The sequence below is a fragment of the Coprococcus ammoniilyticus genome (assembly GCF_025567345.1).
In the GTDB taxonomy this organism is placed as follows: Bacteria; Bacillota; Clostridia; order Lachnospirales; family Lachnospiraceae; genus Coprococcus; species Coprococcus ammoniilyticus.
Window position 1 is genome coordinate 185,649 of sequence record NZ_JAOQJS010000007.1, and the last position, 20,286, is coordinate 205,934.

The 20,286-nt window shown below is 42.3% G+C and carries 16 protein-coding genes; all 16 read right to left on the reverse strand.

Annotation, left to right across the window (positions count from 1 at the left end):
- Positions 1 to 2: 2 nt before the first annotated feature.
- The gene (locus tag OCV60_RS12440; protein ID WP_021944604.1) at positions 3 to 1,070 is read right to left on the reverse strand and encodes a hypothetical protein; all 1,068 of its coding nucleotides are present in this window, start codon (positions 1,068 to 1,070) and stop codon (positions 3 to 5) included.
- 337 nt (positions 1,071 to 1,407) lie between these two features.
- Entirely contained in the window at positions 1,408 to 1,581 is a 174-nt protein-coding gene (locus OCV60_RS12445) for a hypothetical protein (protein ID WP_173788741.1), read from the reverse strand.
- Positions 1,571 to 1,861, reverse strand: coding sequence for a type II toxin-antitoxin system RelB/DinJ family antitoxin (locus OCV60_RS12450; protein WP_118483180.1), 291 nt, complete (start codon positions 1,859 to 1,861; stop codon positions 1,571 to 1,573). Before OCV60_RS12450 ends, OCV60_RS12445 begins: the two co-directional genes overlap by 11 nt.
- A gap of 238 nt (positions 1,862 to 2,099) precedes the next feature.
- Positions 2,100 to 2,840 (reverse strand): 3-oxoacyl-[acyl-carrier-protein] reductase, encoded by a 741-nt coding sequence (gene fabG, locus OCV60_RS12455; protein ID WP_118483178.1) that lies wholly within the window; start codon positions 2,838 to 2,840, stop codon positions 2,100 to 2,102.
- Complete coding sequence (gene fabD / locus OCV60_RS12460) at positions 2,833 to 3,756, reverse strand: ACP S-malonyltransferase (RefSeq protein ID WP_008402593.1); 924 nt, start codon at positions 3,754 to 3,756, stop codon at positions 2,833 to 2,835. The genes fabG and fabD overlap by 8 nt, the downstream gene beginning before the upstream one ends.
- A gap of 118 nt (positions 3,757 to 3,874) precedes the next feature.
- Positions 3,875 to 4,108: an acyl carrier protein gene (acpP, locus tag OCV60_RS12465; RefSeq protein ID WP_008402591.1), complete on the reverse strand. Its 234-nt coding sequence runs from the start codon at positions 4,106 to 4,108 to the stop codon at positions 3,875 to 3,877.
- 118 nt (positions 4,109 to 4,226) lie between these two features.
- Positions 4,227 to 5,510 (reverse strand): ABC transporter permease, encoded by a 1,284-nt coding sequence (locus OCV60_RS12470; RefSeq protein WP_262530268.1) that lies wholly within the window; start codon positions 5,508 to 5,510, stop codon positions 4,227 to 4,229.
- Positions 5,511 to 6,431, reverse strand: a complete 921-nt coding sequence (locus OCV60_RS12475) for a COG1361 S-layer family protein (RefSeq protein ID WP_262530269.1) — start codon at positions 6,429 to 6,431, stop codon at positions 5,511 to 5,513. It abuts the gene before it with no gap.
- 2 nt (positions 6,432 to 6,433) lie between these two features.
- Complete coding sequence (locus OCV60_RS12480; protein WP_008402588.1) at positions 6,434 to 7,111, reverse strand: ABC transporter ATP-binding protein; 678 nt, start codon at positions 7,109 to 7,111, stop codon at positions 6,434 to 6,436.
- A gap of 146 nt (positions 7,112 to 7,257) precedes the next feature.
- Positions 7,258 to 9,714 carry an ABC transporter permease gene (locus tag OCV60_RS12485; RefSeq protein ID WP_262530270.1) on the reverse strand — a complete coding sequence of 819 codons (2,457 nt, stop codon included), beginning with the start codon at positions 9,712 to 9,714 and terminating at the stop codon, positions 7,258 to 7,260.
- Positions 9,715 to 9,776: 62 nt separating this feature from the next.
- The gene (locus OCV60_RS12490) at positions 9,777 to 12,206 is read right to left on the reverse strand and encodes an ABC transporter permease (RefSeq protein ID WP_117785872.1); all 2,430 of its coding nucleotides are present in this window, start codon (positions 12,204 to 12,206) and stop codon (positions 9,777 to 9,779) included.
- Positions 12,207 to 12,419: 213 nt separating this feature from the next.
- On the reverse strand, positions 12,420 to 13,457 hold the full coding sequence (locus tag OCV60_RS12495; protein WP_117822297.1) for a HAMP domain-containing sensor histidine kinase: 1,038 nt from the start codon (positions 13,455 to 13,457) through the stop codon (positions 12,420 to 12,422).
- Between the two features lie 17 nt (positions 13,458 to 13,474).
- Positions 13,475 to 15,580, reverse strand: a complete 2,106-nt coding sequence (locus OCV60_RS12500; RefSeq protein ID WP_021944614.1) for a glycoside hydrolase family 13 protein — start codon at positions 15,578 to 15,580, stop codon at positions 13,475 to 13,477.
- A gap of 647 nt (positions 15,581 to 16,227) precedes the next feature.
- Complete coding sequence (gene ftsH, locus OCV60_RS12505) at positions 16,228 to 18,150, reverse strand: ATP-dependent zinc metalloprotease FtsH (protein ID WP_021944615.1); 1,923 nt, start codon at positions 18,148 to 18,150, stop codon at positions 16,228 to 16,230.
- Between the two features lie 49 nt (positions 18,151 to 18,199).
- Positions 18,200 to 18,721 (reverse strand): hypoxanthine phosphoribosyltransferase, encoded by a 522-nt coding sequence (gene hpt, locus OCV60_RS12510; protein WP_021944616.1) that lies wholly within the window; start codon positions 18,719 to 18,721, stop codon positions 18,200 to 18,202.
- Positions 18,705 to 20,147 carry a tRNA lysidine(34) synthetase TilS gene (tilS, locus tag OCV60_RS12515; protein ID WP_262530271.1) on the reverse strand — a complete coding sequence of 481 codons (1,443 nt, stop codon included), beginning with the start codon at positions 20,145 to 20,147 and terminating at the stop codon, positions 18,705 to 18,707. Before tilS ends, hpt begins: the two co-directional genes overlap by 17 nt.
- Positions 20,148 to 20,286: the final 139 nt, after the last annotated feature.

Genomic DNA, 20,286 nt, shown 5'->3' on the forward strand with positions numbered 1-20,286 from the left:
TATTACTCATTATAATTTACATTGTAGCTATACAGATCTTTGATCTTCTTACCTTTATTATTAAGAAGCTGAAGGGTGATTTTACATTCACCCAGTTTCTTCTTTGCTTTATTCTTTCTTAACAGAATATAGTCTCCAAGCACAATATAGCTTCTTCTCTCGCTTGAGCTGGAATTAATGACCTTTTCTTCTCCTGTCGCAATATTCTTTTTGTTTAACAGGCCAAAAGATCCCATTGAGTCATATTCATATCCCTTATACTGTGCTTTCTCACCGTCAATTACGCAGCCGGATGTGCTGACCTTAACCTTCATATATGTTTTCGGCAGATTCTTGATCTTTGTCTTTTTCCCTTTTTTATTTATTTTGTAGAAAACATCAAAGTTGTTATAGACATACACCGCATCTCTATAAACAATCATGCGGCTGTCCTTTACATTTCGACACACTTTCGTAAGCGCTTTTTGGCTGATTACTTTTTTATGAGAGCCATCCAGATTCATAGATGCAAAATAATAATTATAGTTTGAAGTGCCATTTGAATATGCATAATATATCTTATTCTTATAAATGGAAAACTCAAAACTCGGCTCCGGCAAAACACTGCTTGATGAACACTCAAAAAATAATTTTTTCACCTTTCCGTTTTTCACATTTACGCGAATAATGCCATAACACATAAGACCATCCATTAAACCACAATAAAGATATCCTTTATAGTAAAACATGTTGCTGATATTTGCATAATTCTTATAGGAATAATATGTATTCTTATTTCTTACCTGCTTTGGCAGCTTTGCTAACTTCTTGTTTGTCTTTTTCTTGACATCATAGCAAAAGATATAACCCGTTCTGTCACTTGAATAATAAATCTTATTGCCTACCTGTACCGCAGCATAAGATGTATCATGCAATCTATGACATCCTATCACTGTCTGGGAATCATCCGCCGCTGATAATGATGCTGCCTCCGTCTTTAATACCGGTGCCGTAGGTATGATACCGCTGATACCCAGCATCACGGCTAATACAAGACACATGATGCGTTCTTTCATCTTATTCTTTTTCATCCATCTCTCTCCTTTTCTCTTATACACTATGCCTTCTATCTGTTACATTGCTTTTCTTATACTTATGTAAACCTCATTGATGTCTGTAAAAAAGCACAAATATTATAAAAAAAAAAAACGGCTGTCAATAGTTCACAAAATATTTCTCATTTTTTATATATTTTGCTTCATTTTACTCTCTCCCTTCTATAACTATCTGCATGTCCCTTTTCTCATAAAAGGAACATCTACTATCATAGACAGGGCATCGGCAGAAAAAGTTTTAAAGAATTAAAAAAAATCCAGATACAGCACCTCTGCCATATCTGGATCTTTTATTTATCAATATTTCGCAAAATCAATATCCTTGTAAGCAATTAATTTTGCTCTCAGTATATCTTATTTTCGTATTCTCAAAGTCATTTAATAAACTTGTCGCAGCCTGTGGATTTCTCTTTTTCTCAATCAAATATTGAATAATCTTCTCCAACTCCTCTGCTGCATCAATCGTCATAAAAATCTTATATGCCATATTTTGTCCTCATATCCGCCACAAATGCATCTGCATCTATACATGTTCCCTGCTCTGCGTGTTTTCTCGCATCTTCCAGTCTTTTCAGTACATCTTCTTCGGACATACTTTGATATATGTTGTTACTTCTTTTAATCTCAAATGGAAATCCATTTGCGGCTACTGCCTGTGTCAAAAAGATTCTTATCGCCGTCGTAGTATCTGTTCCCAAATCCTTGAACAAACTATCTGATTTTCTTTTTAATTCATCGTCTACTCTAACCTGAATTGTACTTGCCATATAGTGCCTCCTTTATTCTTGTTGTTGTATTGTGTTTGTATTAATATGTCAATATATTGTATTGCTTTTATACGTTTATATTACAATATCGAATATAAAAAAACAATATTAATGATAATTTCATTACAACATAAATATGATTTTTGAAAAATAAAAATGCTATAACGAAACAATGCCAGATACAAATATATACTTTGTATCTGGCATTTATATTCTTTAAGCTATATTCTATTCTATCTTACAGGCTCATGCCACCGTCTACACGGATAACCTGTCCTGTAATGTAAGATGCCTTGTCGGATGCAAGGAATGCTGCTGTCTCAGCGATATCTGATACCTCACCCAGTCTCTTAACTGTGATGTGGTCAAGCATCGCATCCTTCATCTTATCTGACATTGCGTCTGTCATATCTGTCTTGATGAATCCCGGCGCGATCGCATTTGCTGTTACGCCACGGCTGCCAAGCTCCTTTGCTACAGACTTCGTCATGCCGATGATTCCGGCTTTGGATGCAGCATAGTTGATCTGTCCTGCATTTCCCTCAATGCCGACTACGGATGACATGTTGATGATCCTGCCGTACTTCTGCTTCATCATCGGTCTGTACACATGCTTGATACAGTTAAATGCACCCTTCAGGTTGATATTGATAACCTGATCGAAATCTTCTTCCTTCATACCGAGCATGATATTATCTTTTGTAATACCGGCATTGTTTACGAGGATATCAACTCTGCCATACTGCTCCAGTGCGAACTTGATAAGTCCCTCTGCTTCTGCAAAATCAGCTACATTTGCCTTATAAGCAACTGCTTCTCCGCCAGCTTCCTTGATCTCTGCTACGAGACTGTTTGCACGCTCCTCTGAGCCATTATAATTGACAACTACCTTTGCGCCATATCCTGCAAATGTCTTTGCAATGGCTCTGCCGATACCACGTCCGGCACCTGTTACGACTGCTACCTTATCCTTAAGCATTCAGTTCCTCCAATTTCTTCAGATCATCAACCGTTGCGATGTTGATGCATTTCATTTCCTTGTTGATCTTTCTCATAAAGCCGGACAGAGTCTTTCCAGGTCCAACCTCTACAAATGTATCTACGCCGTCTGCGATCATAGCTTCGATACTCTGCTGCCATCTGACAGATGAATATACCTGACGCATCAGTAAAGTCTTAACCTCTGAAGCATCTGTTACATAACATGCATCAGCATTACATACATACGGAAGGAAATCGTCTGCGATCTCTACATCTCTTAAGTATGCATATAACTTTTCACCGGCCGGTTCCAGCATCTTGGAATGGAATGGGCCGCTGACATTTAACTTGATCACTCTCTTGGCTCCTGCTGCCTGAAGGGCTTCACATGCTTTGTCAAGGGCTTCTGTCTCACCGGAAATAACGATCTGTCCGGGGCAGTTATAATTTGCGATCTGAACATTGCCCGGAGTCTCCTCACAGACCTTTGCGATCACTTCTGCATCTGTAGCGATAACGGCTGCCATAGCACCCTGACCAAGCGGAACTTCATTCTGCATCAGGATACCACGCTGTCTTACGGTACGGATCGCATCCGGAAGCTTCATAGCTCCACAAGCTGTAAGTGCGCTGTACTCACCAAGTGACAGACCTGCGAATACATCTGCCTTCAAACCTGCATTCTTTACATGCTCATAGATAGCAAGTTCTGCTGCTACCATAGCAGGCTGTGTATATTCTGTCTTGTTGATATCTTCATTTTCCTCAAAGCAGATCTTCTTCAGATCAATGTCAAGCACACTGTCTGCTGTATCGATCACTGCCTTACTGTCTTCAAAATTGTCATAAAAATCCTTAGCCATGCCTACATACTGAGCACCCTGGCCAGGGAAAATAACTGCTGTTTTACCCATTTTTTCTCACCTGTTCCTCTATACTAAAAGAAGCAGCCAGTCTGTCATCCACCAACCTGCGCTGGGCAAATCTGGTATATAGACATCTTCGCTGCCTCTTGTCTGCTTCTGATGTGAATTATTCTTCTACACCTTTGCTCTTAAGATAGTTAAGTACGTCTTCGAATGTAGCAACGTCTTCAAGCTCCTCAGCAGGGATCTCAACGTCGAATTCATCTTCCATCTTCATTACTATCTCATATAAATCTAATGAATCTACTCCTAAATCATCTTTGAAGTTAGTATCAAGCTGCATCTCATCCTGTGATACTCCTAACTGCTCTTCGAAAATAGCTTTTACCTTATCGAACATATTAATAATTCCTCCTAAATATAGTAAATGTTTATCTCACTGCCCCGCGGACGATTATAATATAACGCATGGATACAGTAAAGTCAACAAAATACTGTTCCGTTTTTTTCCTTTTTTTCTATCTGTTTCTGACAGCATCTAACGGCTGCAGTTTCGATGCAAATCTCGCAGGAAAATATCCGGCACATATCGCAAGCAGAATCGCTCCGACAACGGCTCCGGCTGCAAGCTCCCATGGGATCATTGCAATCTGCGTTCCCTTTGCCAGATCGAACATTTTAATAGCGATCTTATCTACGATACCCTTAAAACCATACGATAAAAGCACTCCTATGATACCGCCCGCCGCTCCGATGATTCCTGCCTCTGTAAGGAACAGGAGCTGCAGTTCATCCGGGTCGCAACCAAGAACCTTTAATACACCGATCTCATTGATCCGGTCAAATACCGATGTTGTCATGGTATTGCTGATTCCGATCACCGCTACGATCAGCGCGATCGCTCCGATACCACCCAGTAAAAGCTGTACCATCTTCAGATATTTCTGTATCGTATCCAGATACTCTTTCTCATTTTCCGTCGTATACCCCATATCCTGAAGCTTCTTCACGATAGAATCGACATGATCGATATTATCAACAGTCACAACCGCTCCGGAATATACGAAATCCTTGTACGGATTTCCATTTGCATCAAGCGGCTGTCCCGGCAGCGTTCCCCCACTGGATACTCTGCCTAAAAAGCTCTTTAACACATCCAGATCGCAGTAAATGCTCTGTGAGTCTCTGTTATATGTATCTTCTCCACTGTCAATAACCGCTCCGACTTCTATCTTTACCGGTGTCATCTCCTGTGAATCCCAGAAGGACAGATCCACTTTTTTTCCGATCCATGTCTCTGCTTTTTTCTTCTCTGTCACATCATAGGTCTGCTCCGTTTCCGGATTATAGAATAAGGATGTGACCTTATTTCCCATAATAAGCACCGGCTTCACGCTTGATGTTGTCTGCTTTGACGTCTTTGTATACTTAAGCTTCGCAAGCTCCGACTGTGGAATACCGGTAATCGCACCATCATAAGAATATTTTCCATTTGTGATGGTCACATACATCTCATAGGTCGGATATACGGAACTGACATATTCAAGCTCCTGAAAAGTTTTCACGGTCTGATCCATGATCATCCGGTCTTTGTGCTTGCCGCCGGTTGCTCCGGTCACCTGAATCCGGCAAATACTTTCACTATCCACCATGCTATTGATCATTTCCTGTCGTACGCCGATACCAACTGCAAGCAGGGTCACAACAGAGATCACACCGATCACAACTCCAAGTATGGTTAGAAAGGTTCTGGTTTTTCGTCTTTTCATATTCATCAAACATAAATGACTGATCCAACCCATTTAGAACTCCTCCAATATCTCTTTCTTCCTCTTTCTTCTGCGGATAATCCAGATAACAATAAGTGCTGCAACAACCACAGCAACAACGATCTCTATGATCATCTTACTGTAATCTTTCTTCTGTACATCCTTTACCTTTTCAATATCTGTATAGACAGGTGCATTTACGCTGATTGAGAAATTTTCTTCCAGTGTTATTACATTTCCTGACTTATCTTCATATGTAACGATAAGCTTACCCATCTCACCGCCGGTGCCTGTCGTCTTCGTTGTGTTTGCAAGTATATCGATCGAGCCATTCTTACCCGGTTCGATATTGCCGATATAGACATCACCTTCAGATGTAAATCTTGTATCGATCTTTGCCTTTACGTTATAGAGGGTAGATGCTCCCAGATTGCTGACACTTCCCATGATCTCGATAGAATCTCCAAGTGTCACATCTGACTCTGCATATACGCCTGTGATCTCACCGCGCTGTTTGATCGTAACCGGCAGATAGATCGTATCTGTCACGGTATATGGATTGCCATAGCGGTCTTCATACTCATCTGTCACTGTCAGCTTATAAGCCTTTTCTTCCAGATTGGCTGCTGCCTGCATCGGGAACTCAAATGTATAAGTCTCTCCGCCTTCCAGACTTGCCAGATATCCGGTTCCGGCTCCGGATGCCGGAATCAGTTCGCCTCCCTCGGAAGCGACTGCCATTTTCAGATTACTGATCTTTTTATCTGCGGTATTCTTGATCGTAACCTCAAGTGTAAAGGTTCCGCCTGCCACTACTTCATTCTCTTTGATCTTATAATCGGTTACCATAACCTTTGGCTCCGCTGCTGATACAAAAGCCATCGTGTCCTTATATCCAAATACAGTAAGGAATCCAAGTACACATGCCATACAGATTGTTAGTATTCGTTTCATCTCTACATCTCCTCTCCTTCTGATATCTTTCCATCCGTGATCCTCACGATACGGTCTGCCTCTCTCGCCAGATCGATATTATGTGTGATAAGTACCAGTGTCTGATCCAGCTTCTTAACAGAATCCTGAAGCAGAGTGATAACTTCATTTCCGTTTTTGGAGTCAAGTGCTCCGGTAGGCTCATCGGCAAGAATCAATGCCGGGCGATTTGCCAGTGCTCTTGCGATCGCTGCACGCTGCTGCTGTCCACCAGATAACTGGTTTGGAAGATGCTTCCGTCTGTCCTTCAGACCTAACATCTCGATAATATGATCGATGTAATCGCGATCCGGCTTTCTGTGATCGAGCAGGATCGGCATCTTGATATTTTCCTCTACTGTCAGTACCGGGATCAGATGATATGCCTGAAATACAAATCCGATCTTTCTTCTACGGAAGACTGACATCTCCTCATCGGTCAGTCTTGTAATATCCTTTCCGTCTACGATGACATTTCCCTCATTTGGAGTATCCACACCACCCATAACATGAAGCAGGGTGGATTTACCGGAACCGGATGCACCGACAACCGCCACGATCTCGCCCTTATTGACTGTCAGGTTCACATCATCAAGTGCCCACACTCTGGTATTTCCTTCTCCATATATCTTTGTTACATGTTCCATTTTTACGATTTCCATAGTGTACCCTCTTTCCTCTGCCTTTCCCGCAGATCTTTCTATCTATAATTTTTATCTATATATTTATTGCATTTCTGTTTTTTAACCTTGTAATACAGCAACTCCGTTTCACCTTTCATCTGCTGTATCAAACTTACCTTTCACGCCTACTCTTCAAGCTTCAGATCTTCTACCATGGCTACCGGAAGATCTCTGATCCCCAGCCAGATGCTTCCGCAGATGATCAGACCGGATGCCACAAGTCCGACTCCAAATGCCCACCAGGCAATCGACTTTCCTGCCTCGATCACCATATTAAGATACATGAATACTCCATACGATAACCCGATACCTATAATAAAGCCGAGTACATTGGCTACCACTGTCGTCATAACCCCCTCTAACATAACGGTTTTCAACAGGCGCTTTCTGGACATTCCGATGACACGGAGCTGTGCGAATTCTTTTCGTCTCAGATGCAGATTTCCGGCTGTCGTATTCACAATATTTACTGAACTTAATACAAAGATGAACAATACCGCTGCGATTGCATACCGGACAAAGCTTTTCAGGTATACACAGAGCTGCATAGACTCTCCATATAAGGAATCACCGATATAGGAAAGCATATCTGTTACAGAGCTGGCTGATACACTGTCCAGATTGACCTTATATTTCATTCCGGCAATGTCATTTTCTCCATATCCGGTCAGATCGAAATAATCATTCTGGCGCATATAGATCTGACGGTCTGCAGTCTCACCAAATACCTGTGTGCCAAGATCCAGAATACCTTCGACCTTGTAAGTCTTGTAGTGTCCCTCTGCGATCAGCTTATCCTTGATCTTCTTGTATTCTGCATATTCCTGTCGTACGGAAGTCCGGTCTTCCCCATTTCCTACCGTACTGCCTTCGCTGTCACCATCTTCTGTCGCTGTTTCCTGAAGCTTTTCATATTCCTGATCGATCTTCTCCTTTGCTTTCAGACATTCTTTCTGGTATAAAGCAAAATCAACTAACTGAACCGTATCGCCCAATTCAAAATGATAAGTGTCAAAATGGTAGGTCTTATCATATAAAGTATCATTCGTATCCTCGGTCTCCTCCAGATCCCAGCTGTTAAAGCTTCCTCCTGCCACAACCAGAATACCGTTCTCTGACAGCTCCGTTGTTCCTGCTTTCAGATATTTCGTCAGATCGTTCAGATCAGAATCGTCACATCCGATCACATCTGTACTGTTTACCATGCTTTCTGCTACACTTCTGGTAACTTCCGGATCCTTATCATCAGATGCCTCTCCTGTTCCATTTAACTTATCCATATAGACACCGTAATAATGTCCCATCGTAACCTTGGTTCGAAATTCATCTGTGATCTTTCCTGTATAAGAATCCGTATCTACCAGATCGGCCTTGCAGCCATATACCTTCTTCGATTCTTCTACACTATTATTCCGTGACAATTCCCGGAATACCTCTACAGATGGCAAGGTGCTCTGCGCTTCCTCCAGACTCGTTGTAGCGGATGAATATGATGTCAGATTGATCTGATAATCTCCAAACTTTTCATCTGTAGACTTCCAGTATTTCCGAAGCTGTCCCCAACAGCTGCAGATCAATACGATCGCCGAAATGCTAAACACCATAGCGGTTACTGTCTTTATAAATCTTCCTTTGTTTCGAAGAACACTCTTTCTGGCATATGATCCTTCGATTCCAAATATCTTTCCCATCAGTCCGCCGCCATGACGACGAAGCTTTTCTTTCTTGATCCTGTATTCACCACGAACCGCACTGACCGGCGTCATCTTCGTTACCAGCTTGGCATTCTCACGCATTACAAAATACATATCTCCCAGATAAGTGATCAGGATCGGTATCATCGGAATGATATGGAAGCCTGCGCTTATCTTAAATATAAATCCAAGGATCATGCTGACAATTCCGCCCATCACAATGCCGGCAAGCAGTCCGGCTATCTCAAGCATGGCTCCCATCCGATAGATGATGCCGCTTAGCTGTCCTTTCGTCGCTCCGATACATCGTAAGATTCCATAGTCTTTCACCTGCTCTAATGTGAACATCTGGATCGTATTTCTGATAACTCCGACTGCAAAGATTGCAAATATATATGCAATCAGCAGAACCACGATCAATATAACGGCAAATCCTTCCTCCATGTCCTGCAGATACCAAGTGGAAAGATTCCAGTTAAGTTCTGCATCCACCCCATAATCTTCTATCATCTCGTTCATGATCTTAGCCATCCTGTAAGGATGTCCGGTATTTACATACAATGCATTGTCGTATACCTTTTCTACATATTTGCCATCCGTTCCGTTCACTGTCTCCCACTCACTCACCGCATATTTTCCTGTATATGCCTGTGTGACACGATCATCCGACGCAATCTGTGATAAGGTTTCCTGATCATCCGTCAGGAACACGATCTCATAGTCCGCTTCCTTTCTTACATCTTTTTGCTGCTGCAGCATATAAGAATAGAAAATGTTCAATCCCGCATACAATACGATCACTGTGATCATTACACCGATGATCGTGATCACACACCGCTTTTTGCTGGCTTTCAGATAATATGCTGCAAGTTTCTTATAGTCTGTCATTTCTCACCTCTCCTTTTTATTTCACACCGATAACTTTGGCCTTTCTTCATCATTATCGTTTTTTATTCCTCAAGCTTCAGGTCATCCACAATATCAACCGGAAGATCCCTAAGTGATACATAGATGCTTCCACAGATTACCAATGCAGATGCGGCAAACCCGACTCCAAATGCCCACCAGGCAATGGTCGGTTTTATATATAAAAGCATGCTGAGATATTCATAGATATATATTGTAAATATCGTACCGAATAAAAATCCAAGAATATTCGATAAGGCAGTTGCCATCACTCCCTCTAACATGACCGTATGGATCAACCTCTTTCTGGACATTCCAAGTACCCGGAGCTGCGCCAGTTCTTTTCGCCTCATATGCAGATTTCCTGCTGTGGTATTAATGATATTCACTGAACTTAATATAAATACAAAGGCAGCAAACGCCAACGCATACCGCATTACATTTCTGGCATATGCATATCCATACAAAACATCCGTAAGATCGGACGATAGCATGTCAAAATAGGATATCGGTACACTGTCAAGATCGATCGCATACTTTACTCCCGTCATATCCTGTTCATCAAATCCGGTCAGATCGAAATAAGAATCTCTTTTCATATAGATATCAGCCCATTCCGGAAGCAGCTGATCTCCAAAATCCAGAACTCCCTGAACTGTATAGGTTCGATAATATCCTTCCTCAATAAGTTCCTGACGGATACGCTCAGCGATCACATACTGTTCACGCCAGGTTGATCTGCCCTCTTTGGTTGCCCGTTCTTCTGAGATATAGGTATCTCCCGTATCTACCTCAGGACTGACCAAAATGCTGTCTGCCATCATCTTGTCATAAGCCGCCTGATATCGTTTTTTATATTCCCTGTAATCAACCAGCCGGATCGTATCTCCTACCTGCAGATCATATGTATCAAAATGCTTTCCCAGATCATACAATGTCAGCTTTTCATCACCCGTCCAGGAATAATCCATTACACTTCCTCCACCGATAACCAGGATACCATCGTCATCCAGCTCCGCAGTTCCACTCTCTATAAATTCGGACAGATAGTCCAGATCATTCTGATCACAACCTTCAATGCTTATAAATGAACTATTCAGACTGTCAACAGCCTTTTCATATTCTACATCATCTTTCTCGCTGTATTCCTTTGTATTCCGTTCTCTCCATCTCTGCATCATTGCTTCGATGTAACTTCCCAAACTCGTCTGTTCTGCATAATCTTTGTTAAACTTGCCATAATAGGTTTCAGGATCTACCAGATTTCCTCTGGCACTGTATACCATTTTTGTTTCTGTTACATAGTAATGCAAAGAATTCTCTTTGATCTCTTCGGCAGAGGGCAAATCCTCACTCTGTATCCATTCCACATCATTAAATATGCTGGCAGGCGATTGGTTTTCTTCCAGATATCTGCCATACATATCATTAATATTCTTTTTCGTATCATGAACCATACTCTCGATGCTTAAGCATATAATGATCGCCGTTATGCTGAGCATCATGGCTGTTACTGTCTTTGCAAATCGTCCGCTGTTCCGCAATACACTTTTTCTTGCATAGGCGCCTTCAACACCGAACAACCGCCCCATCAGACCATTTCCACGAACCTTGATCTTTTCCTTTTTGATCCGGTACTCCCCACGGACCGCACTGACCGGAGATATCTTCGTCACAAGCTTTGAACACTCCTGCATAACAAAATACAGATCTCCAAGATATGCGATCAGGATCGGAATAGCCGGTCCGATATGGAATCCGACATTTACATCCTTTGAAAAACCAAGGATCACACTGATGATGGTTCCGAGCAGTACACCGGCTGCAATGCCTGTCAGTTCCATGCCCGCTCCCATCCTGTATATAACCCGGTTCAACTGTCCTTTGGTTGCTCCGATGCACCGCAGGATTCCATAATCCTTTACCTGCTCTAACGTGAACATCTGCACCGTATTTCTGATCATTCCGACAGCAAAGATTGCAAAGATATAAGCAACCAACAGAACAAGGATCAATACAACACCAAGCAGACCATCTGAATCCTGAAGATATAACACAGCCAATTCATTATTCAGCCTTGCATCCACTCCGTAATCCGCTTTCATGGCCTCCATGACCGACTCCATCTGATAAGGATGTCTGATATTCACATATAAAGCATTTTTATAATTTACTTCTACAAATCTTTCTTCATCACTGACATATTCTTCCCCTGTATACGCCCCGCTATATGCCTGAAGTACCCGGTCATCTGCTGCGATCTGCGCTAATCTGTCTGTATCTTCTGACAGAAAAACGATCTCATAGTCTGCTTCTTTTCTCACTTCCTGCCGTTTCTGGAGCACATACGAATATCCAAAATTCAATGCTGTATATAGCACCGCCACTGTGATCATCACCCCAACGATCGTAACGATGCATCGCCTTTTACCTGCTTTTAGATAATAAAGTGCGAGTTTTTTATAATCTGTCATTCATTACCTCCCCGTGATATATATGAAAAAAAGATAGATACCTCTTCGTTGTATCTATCTTCTCACTTCTATCTTACATTCCCGTGAATATCTGTGTATTCTTTTCTTACAATATTGTAAGAAAGAGATAATTTCCTACATCAATTCCCATCACCATAGTATTTTCTGTTATTGCTTCACATTAATTTCTTTAGAATTCTTTTTAGAATCAGCTTAATCTACATGTACAAATGTAATGATAAACCAGGTATATGCTCCTTCTTCACTCCGCACCGTGATCTTGCCGCCCATTCCTTCTACGATAGATTTTGTAAGGGATAAGCCGATTCCGACACTGTTCGGATTCACATCATGGTGTACACGGTAGAATCGTTTAAATATATTTCCGAGATCCTTCTCTGCGATTCCCATTCCATGATCCTTGACATAGATCCTGGTAAAGACCGGATTGTGTTCTACCTCAACCGTGATCTCTGTCTTCTCCGGTGAATAGTCTGATGCATTCTTCAAAAGATTGATGATCGCCTCTACGAGCCAGTCTCCGTCACAGACCAGCTTCCTGCCATCCTCACAGATTACATGAACCTCCTGTTCCCTGCTCTCCGTCAGATAAGTTACGCTGTCTCTTGCCTGTAATAATAACAGCTTCAGATCACATTCTTTTCGGTCAAACTGGATTGCTCCCGCCTCGATCCGTGCAAGCTTTAAAAGAGATAATACCATCCATTCCATTCTGGTAAGCTGATTTTTTGATTCGTTAAGCACCCGCATCCGTTTTTCTTCATCTGTAAAGGAATCATCTAACAGCAGATCGATGAATACATTTAAGGATGCCAGCGGTGTCTTAAGCTGATGAGAGATATCTGACATGATATCACGTAAGAATACTTTCTCTGACATTTCCCGCTCTTTGTTTTCTTTTAAAAATGTCACCATCTTATAAAAGTTCGTATATAAGATTCCGATCGTGCCCTGCATGTATTCTTCCTCCGGCAGCTCATCTTCTCCCTGAAGCACACGAAGCATCTCATCCGACACATGCTCAATCTCCCGATAAGTATGGTCGATCTCCCGATAACTGATGAAAAACAGAATTACAAGCCCAACCGCTAACATCAGCAAAATAACTGCAATTCTCTTTTCATCGCCACCGAACAGGAACCGTATACCGATTCCAACCACTGCCAGCAATATTACAGCCAGGATCACAAATCGTTGTATGAACCGTTTTCTCTCAAAATCACTTTTCAAGACTTTAGTTTCCTCTTTTAAACATCTCTTCCCACATTTACAAGAACCATAGCTGACATCTTCGGCACCTTCATATAAAGCATATTATGCTCTACTTTGTAGTCACAGGTTTCCAGACTGTAGCCTTCTTCATTTGTAAGCATCACTCTGCGCATGATCTCATGGTTCTTGACCCCAATCCGTCTGACATGCAGCTTCACATCGATGTCTTCATAATTTGTATTCAGGATCACAACCAGTTGCTCCGTATCTGTGAACCGTCCATATGCGATAATCTTATGTGCTCCATGCAAGAACATAACCGAGCCACGGATCAGAGCCTCATAGTTCTTATGGATACAGATCATGTCTTTATGGAACCGGATCAGTTCCATATCTTCTCTGCCCCACGGATACGTTCTACGGTTATCCGGGTCAGTCCAGCCACAAAGTCCTGCTTCATCTCCATAGTAGATCGTCGGAGCTCCCGGCCAGGTCATCTGGAATACAACGCCCTGACGGAATATACTCTTATCGATACCCTCATTTGCCGCCTGCGGCCCCATCGTATGCGTACGTCCGACTCTCCGGTTTGTACGGGTTAAGAATCTGGAATGATCGTGGTTTGATAATTCATTCATTGCAATCTCAAGGGATGGACGCTGGAATCTCGCCATATGATAATTCATGGCTCCCATAAATGTATCCGGATTACCCAACAGATCACCACGGAACTCATCACTGTGTTTCTCAACACCAGTCAGAAACCAGGTAATCGGCTCCATAAATGCATCATAGTTCATAACGGTATCCCACTGATCGCCCTTTAACCAAGGCTTTGGATCTCCATAATGCTCTGCCAGTACAATTGCATTAGGATTTGCCTCTTTGACTGCGTTACGGAACATTCTCCAGAACTTGTGATTATATTCCTCCGAATGTCCGAGATCTGCTGCAACATCCAGTCGCCAGCCATCCACGTTATATGGAGGGGACACCCATTTCTTTGCTATATTCAAAATATATTCCACCAGTTTTGGGGAATCTTCATAGTTCAGCTTTGGAAGTGTATCATGCCCCCACCAACCATCGTAGGTGGTATTATACGGCCATACCTCTTCGTTATAAAACTTAAAGAATGACTTATACGGACTGCTCCAGGATACATATGCTCCCTTCTCGTAGCCTTCCTGATTCTCATAGATACACTCACGATCCATCCATTTGTTGAAGGAACCGCAATGGTTAAATACACCATCTAAGATAACACGCATACCACGACTGTGAATCTCCTCCACCAGTTCTGCAAAAAACTGATTGCTGGCTTCCAGATTCCGTTTGTCGGTTACACGGCTGATATATTTTGTTGCTCTTTTATTCTCTTTTACGCCATCCGGCAGGCATTCGCCCTCGTCCACAACGATCTTTCCGAAATGCGGATCAATATAATCATAATCCTGAATATCGTATTTGTGGTTGGATGGTGATACAAATAACGGATTAAAATAGATAACATCTACGCCCAGATCCTGCAGGTAATCTAACTTATCCTTAACACCCTGAAGATCTCCGCCATAGAAACGTCCGACATCCATATTTGCCGGATATTCATACCAATCCTTCACCTGTCTGGTAGGACTGTCGATGTAGCAGTATTCGTTGTCCAGTACATCGTTCGATGGATCTCCATTACAGAAACGATCCACATAGATCTGATAAAAGACAGCTCCCTTTGCCCAATCCGGTACATCAAAGCCCGGACAGATTTCAAAGTTATAGTCCGGATTCACATTCTTCTGTACACCGATCCTATTATAATAACAGGTCACACAGCCCGAATGGACCTCAAAATAATAGGATATATATTTCTCTCCGGCGGGGATCACCGCCGTATAGTAATCAAATAAATCATCGGATTCTTCAACAGACATGACGAGTTCCTCGCCATTGTAGATCAAATAAACTTCATCGGCATTATCTGCACATGTTCGAAATCTAACCTTCACCTGGTCATTGATTCCAGGCTCCTGCGGTATTCTATAGTATTCAGAACCATCGGAAAACAATCCCCCTACATTGATAACCGGCTTCAGATCATATATATAATCATGAATTCTTTCTGCGTTCGTGTATTTGTCGGACATTCAAAACTCTCCCTTTCGTTTATGCCTTTTCATTCTAATACTTTTTTAATAAATAGACAACCTTTTTATGCTGACAACCAATGGCAAAAACTAAGCCCCACAGCATCCTCCACCGCTCCCCGGGGGCCTGTCCCTGTTATAAATACGATTGCGAGGCTTTCGTCATGAACTGCACATTGTCAGTAAATACGAGTGCTTGTTTGAGCCGAAGGCGAGTTAGCACAGGAGTATTTACGAATCAGACATGTGCAGTGAATAGAAAACGTAGCAAGGTATTTATAACAGGGGCAGGCCCCCGGGGAGCGGTGGAGGATGCTGTGGGGCTTTTTTTTCGGATGGTCGGCATAAAAGGGTTGTCCTTTCACCGAAGCAAAATAAAAGAGACAGTCAACGCACGACTGCCTCTTTTGGAGAAGGTATTTTGTTACTTATGGGGTGTAGCCAAAACTATATAATGTATTGGGGGGTTACAAGTATTATTATATACAAATACTTCTAAAAGTCTGCCCAAACATTTTTTTATTTTAAAAATTTTATTGTGCAAAACAGAGAGCGGCGTTTTTTGAAATTATTCAAAAAACGCCGTTTTTGTGCAACATGTACAATTTTTTATTGGTTTTCATTCAATTTGTTCGTGTTACTATTGTCTATATTGTTGAAGGCTCTGCGTTTGCAGCAGAATTTGCATTTGGTACATCATCAAACAATGCTTCAAACTCAGCCCGGTCGATTCTCTCTTTCTCGAGAAGAAGAGCTGCACATTTATGAAGGATATCTTCATGTGCTTCAAGGATCGCTCTGGCGTCTGCATAACATTCATCGATGATACGCTTCACTTCCTTATCGATTGTTCCGGCAACCTTCTCACTGTAATTCTTTGCGTGACCAAGATCACGTCCAAGGAACACTTCTTCCTGATCATCACTTTCGTAGTTGATCAGTCCAAGCTTCTCAGACATACCATACTTGGTAACCATTGCTCTGGCATACTGGCTTGCCTGTTTGATATCCTGCGAAGCACCTGTTGTGATATCCTCAAGGATCAATTCTTCCGCGATACGTCCGCCAAGGCTTACCTTGATATCCTCTAACATCTTTGCCTTTGTCATGAATACGTTGTCATTTTCAGGAAGCGGCATCGTATATCCACCTGCACCGGTTCCGGTCGGGATGATAGATACGGTATAAACCGGTCCCACATGAGGAAGCAAATGGAACAGGATCGCATGACCGGATTCATGATAAGCGGTGATTCTGCGCTCGCTCTCCGGTACCAGACGACTCTTCTTCTCTCCACCGATTCCAACTTTGATAAATGATTTATCTACATCTTCTTTTACAATATAAGCACGGTTATCCTTCGCTGCACAAATCGCAGCTTCGTTCATCAGGTTCTCCAAATCAGCACCTGCAAAACCTGCCGTTGTTCTTGCAATATCATTCAGATTTACATCTTCTGCAAGTGGCTTATTCTTTGTATGAACCTTCAGGATCTCTTCTCTACCCTTGACATCCGGACGATTTACGAATACCTTACGGTCAAAACGACCAGGTCTTAAGATCGCATGGTCAAGAATATCCACACGGTTGGTTGCTGCAAGAACGATAATTCCTTCATTTACACCGAAACCATCCATCTCAACAAGCAACTGGTTCAAGGTCTGCTCTCTCTCATCATGTCCACCGCCAAGTCCGGTACCACGCTGTCTTGCAACAGCATCGATCTCATCGATGAAAATAATACATGGCGCATTCTTCTTTGCTTCGTCAAACAGATCTCTTACACGAGAAGCACCGACACCGACAAACATTTCCACGAAATCAGATCCCGAAATGCTGAAGAACGGTACCCCGGCTTCACCTGCAACCGCCTTTGCCATCAATGTCTTACCGGTTCCCGGAGGTCCTACTAACAGAACACCCTTAGGGATTCTGGCTCCAACCTTTACGAATCTTCCCGGATTCTTAAGGAAGCTGACGATCTCTTCCAGATCTTCTTTCTCCTCATCCAGCCCTGCTACATCTTTAAATGTAACCGTCTTTCCGATATCTTCATTCTTCTTGGCACGGCTCTTTCCGAAGTTCATCATCTGTCCGCCGGATCCACCACCCTGGATTCGTCCGATCATGAATGTCATGATAATGACCATAATGATCATAATGATCAGATATGGGATCCACATGCCAAGCATGCTTTCCTTCTGCACATCATACAGATTGTACTTTGCCAGTTTTACCTGATCCTCTGCAGAAGCTGTCGCATTCTTCTTATCAACTGCTGCTTCATAGTCATTATAGATCTTAATAATCTCATTAACATCTGCCGCATAGAATGTAAGCTGTTTTCCGGAAACAAACTCCACATCTACGGTTGCTGTCGGCACATTTGTATTCTGTGTAATATCTACCGCTGCGATGTTTCCCGCGTTCAGATCTGCCGAAAATTCCGTATAGCTGTAATTGGTCGCAACATTACTGCTGCCACCCAGCCATTTGTTGATCAGCAGGAATCCGACAATAAGGATGATCGCATAAATCACAACAGCACTTCTTGCTCTCTTCTTATTCATTGTCTACTCCTTCATCTTGGTCTGTCTTTTTATATAAACAGTCTGATATCTACTGTTCAATCACTCCGATATATGGAAGGTTCCTATACTTCTGTGCACAATCAAGTCCATATCCTACTACAAAACGATCCGGGATCGTAAATCCTGTCATATATAATTCAACCGGAATCACACGTCTCTCCGGCTTATCAAGCAGAGTTATTACCTGCATGCTCGCTGGCTTTCTGTTATTTAATAATTTGATCAGATACGACAGCGTTCTTCCTGAATCGAGAATATCTTCAACGACGATCACATTTTTTCCTTCTATTGATTCATCCAGATCCTTATTCAACTTCACAATTCCTGATGATTTCGTATCATCTCCATAACTGCTGACTGACATAAAATCCATGGTTACAGGAACCGTGATCTTCTTCGCCAGCTCACACATGAAGAATACACTTCCTTTTAATATTCCGATCAGATGAACGGCCTTTCCTGCATATGCTTTATCAATAGCTGCTGCCATCTCTGAGATTCTGTTATCTACTTCAGTTTCAGATATCATGACTTTAATCTGCTCTTTCATCTTCATTTTCTCCTTCTGGTATATATTCTAAACATATTACTCTTTTTGTATCAGGCCGTACCTTGTACTTCTCACTCAACCGGACGCCTACTGCCCAGATGATGTCATGTCCGGAAGCTACAAGCGGTATCTGCAAACGCTCTGCCACCGGTATCTTGCAGGATGAAAATAACCGGTTTATCTTCTTCGTTGAGCCGTCTGATGCGATCACCATATAGTCATTTTCCATATATTTCCTGATAATAATGCCATTCTGTATTCTATCATAATCTGCAAACTTCGTATACTCTTTTTTTGTTAAATCTAAATGAACAGATTTCTCAAATATTTCAATCTTCATCCTTCCCATTCCGGGCAGGATATATTCACCTGCACCTTTTATAACTATCTCCTGCCAGTCGACATCGCGTGCACCCTCTGCTGTCTTCTCAAAACACAGGTATCCATAATTCTGATATACCATTCCACCATGCGGAAGCATGATCCGGCTTCCCGCAGCTGCCTGATACAGCTTCTTCACTTCTCTTACATGGTTCTGACCGACATCCTTTCTTCCACCGCTGACTCTGCCAATCAATTCTAAGATCACAAGATCCTCGATCAGTTCATCCTGTTCCCGTAGCTTCCTGATTTCCAATACATATGCATCTGTTTTTCCGGTCTGTTTCCGTATCTCCATATGTTCATCCAGAAAATATCCTACCTGCTTCGTCACATAGGTATCATACATAGCCGCATAGGCTGCTGCCTGACTGATATGTGCCGCTGCCTGTGTGTTTATCTCATTAAGTGCCGGAATCACCTGATTACGGATCTTATTTCTGGCATAATCATTTTCCAGATTTGTGGAATCCGTACAATACTGTATCTCCTGCTGTTCCAGATAAGCCTCAATCTCCTGTCTGGTACATGAAAGTAACGGACGCACGATTCGGTCCCGCTTTACCGGTATTCCGGCCATTCCGGCGATCCCTGTTCCCCTTACCATGTTGAGCAGTACCGTCTCTGCTACATCATTTTTGTTATGAGCAACCGCTACCTTATAATCAGAAAGGCCACACCTGTCTGCCGTCTGAGAAAATGCCTCATACCGTGCATTTCTTCCCGCTTCTTCCTCCGTCAGCTTCTGTTCCTTTGCAAGCAGCGGCACATCGATATGGTAACAGTCACATGGTATTCCAAGCTTCTCACAATACTCTGCCACATAAGATTCATCTGCATCTGCCTCTGTTCCGCGGATCATATGGTTAACATGGACAGCATACAGCTTGAGCTCCATTTTCTCCCGAAGTCCTGCCAGAACCGTCAGCAGACAGATGGAATCCGCTCCGCCGGACACACCAACGATGCAGACATCTCCTGCTTTAAGCAAATTTTTTTCTTTTATAAATTGATAAATCTGTTCTTCTAATGTATTTTCTGTCATCTGTTTTCCACACCTGTCCGTCTTCTATGATTCGGATATTCGATCATCTATATTCATTACCTGTATCTTTGTATGTATATTGTATAAACATTTCTTTAAAATCCTGCATCCACCGATATATGCAGCTTCGTTATTTTAC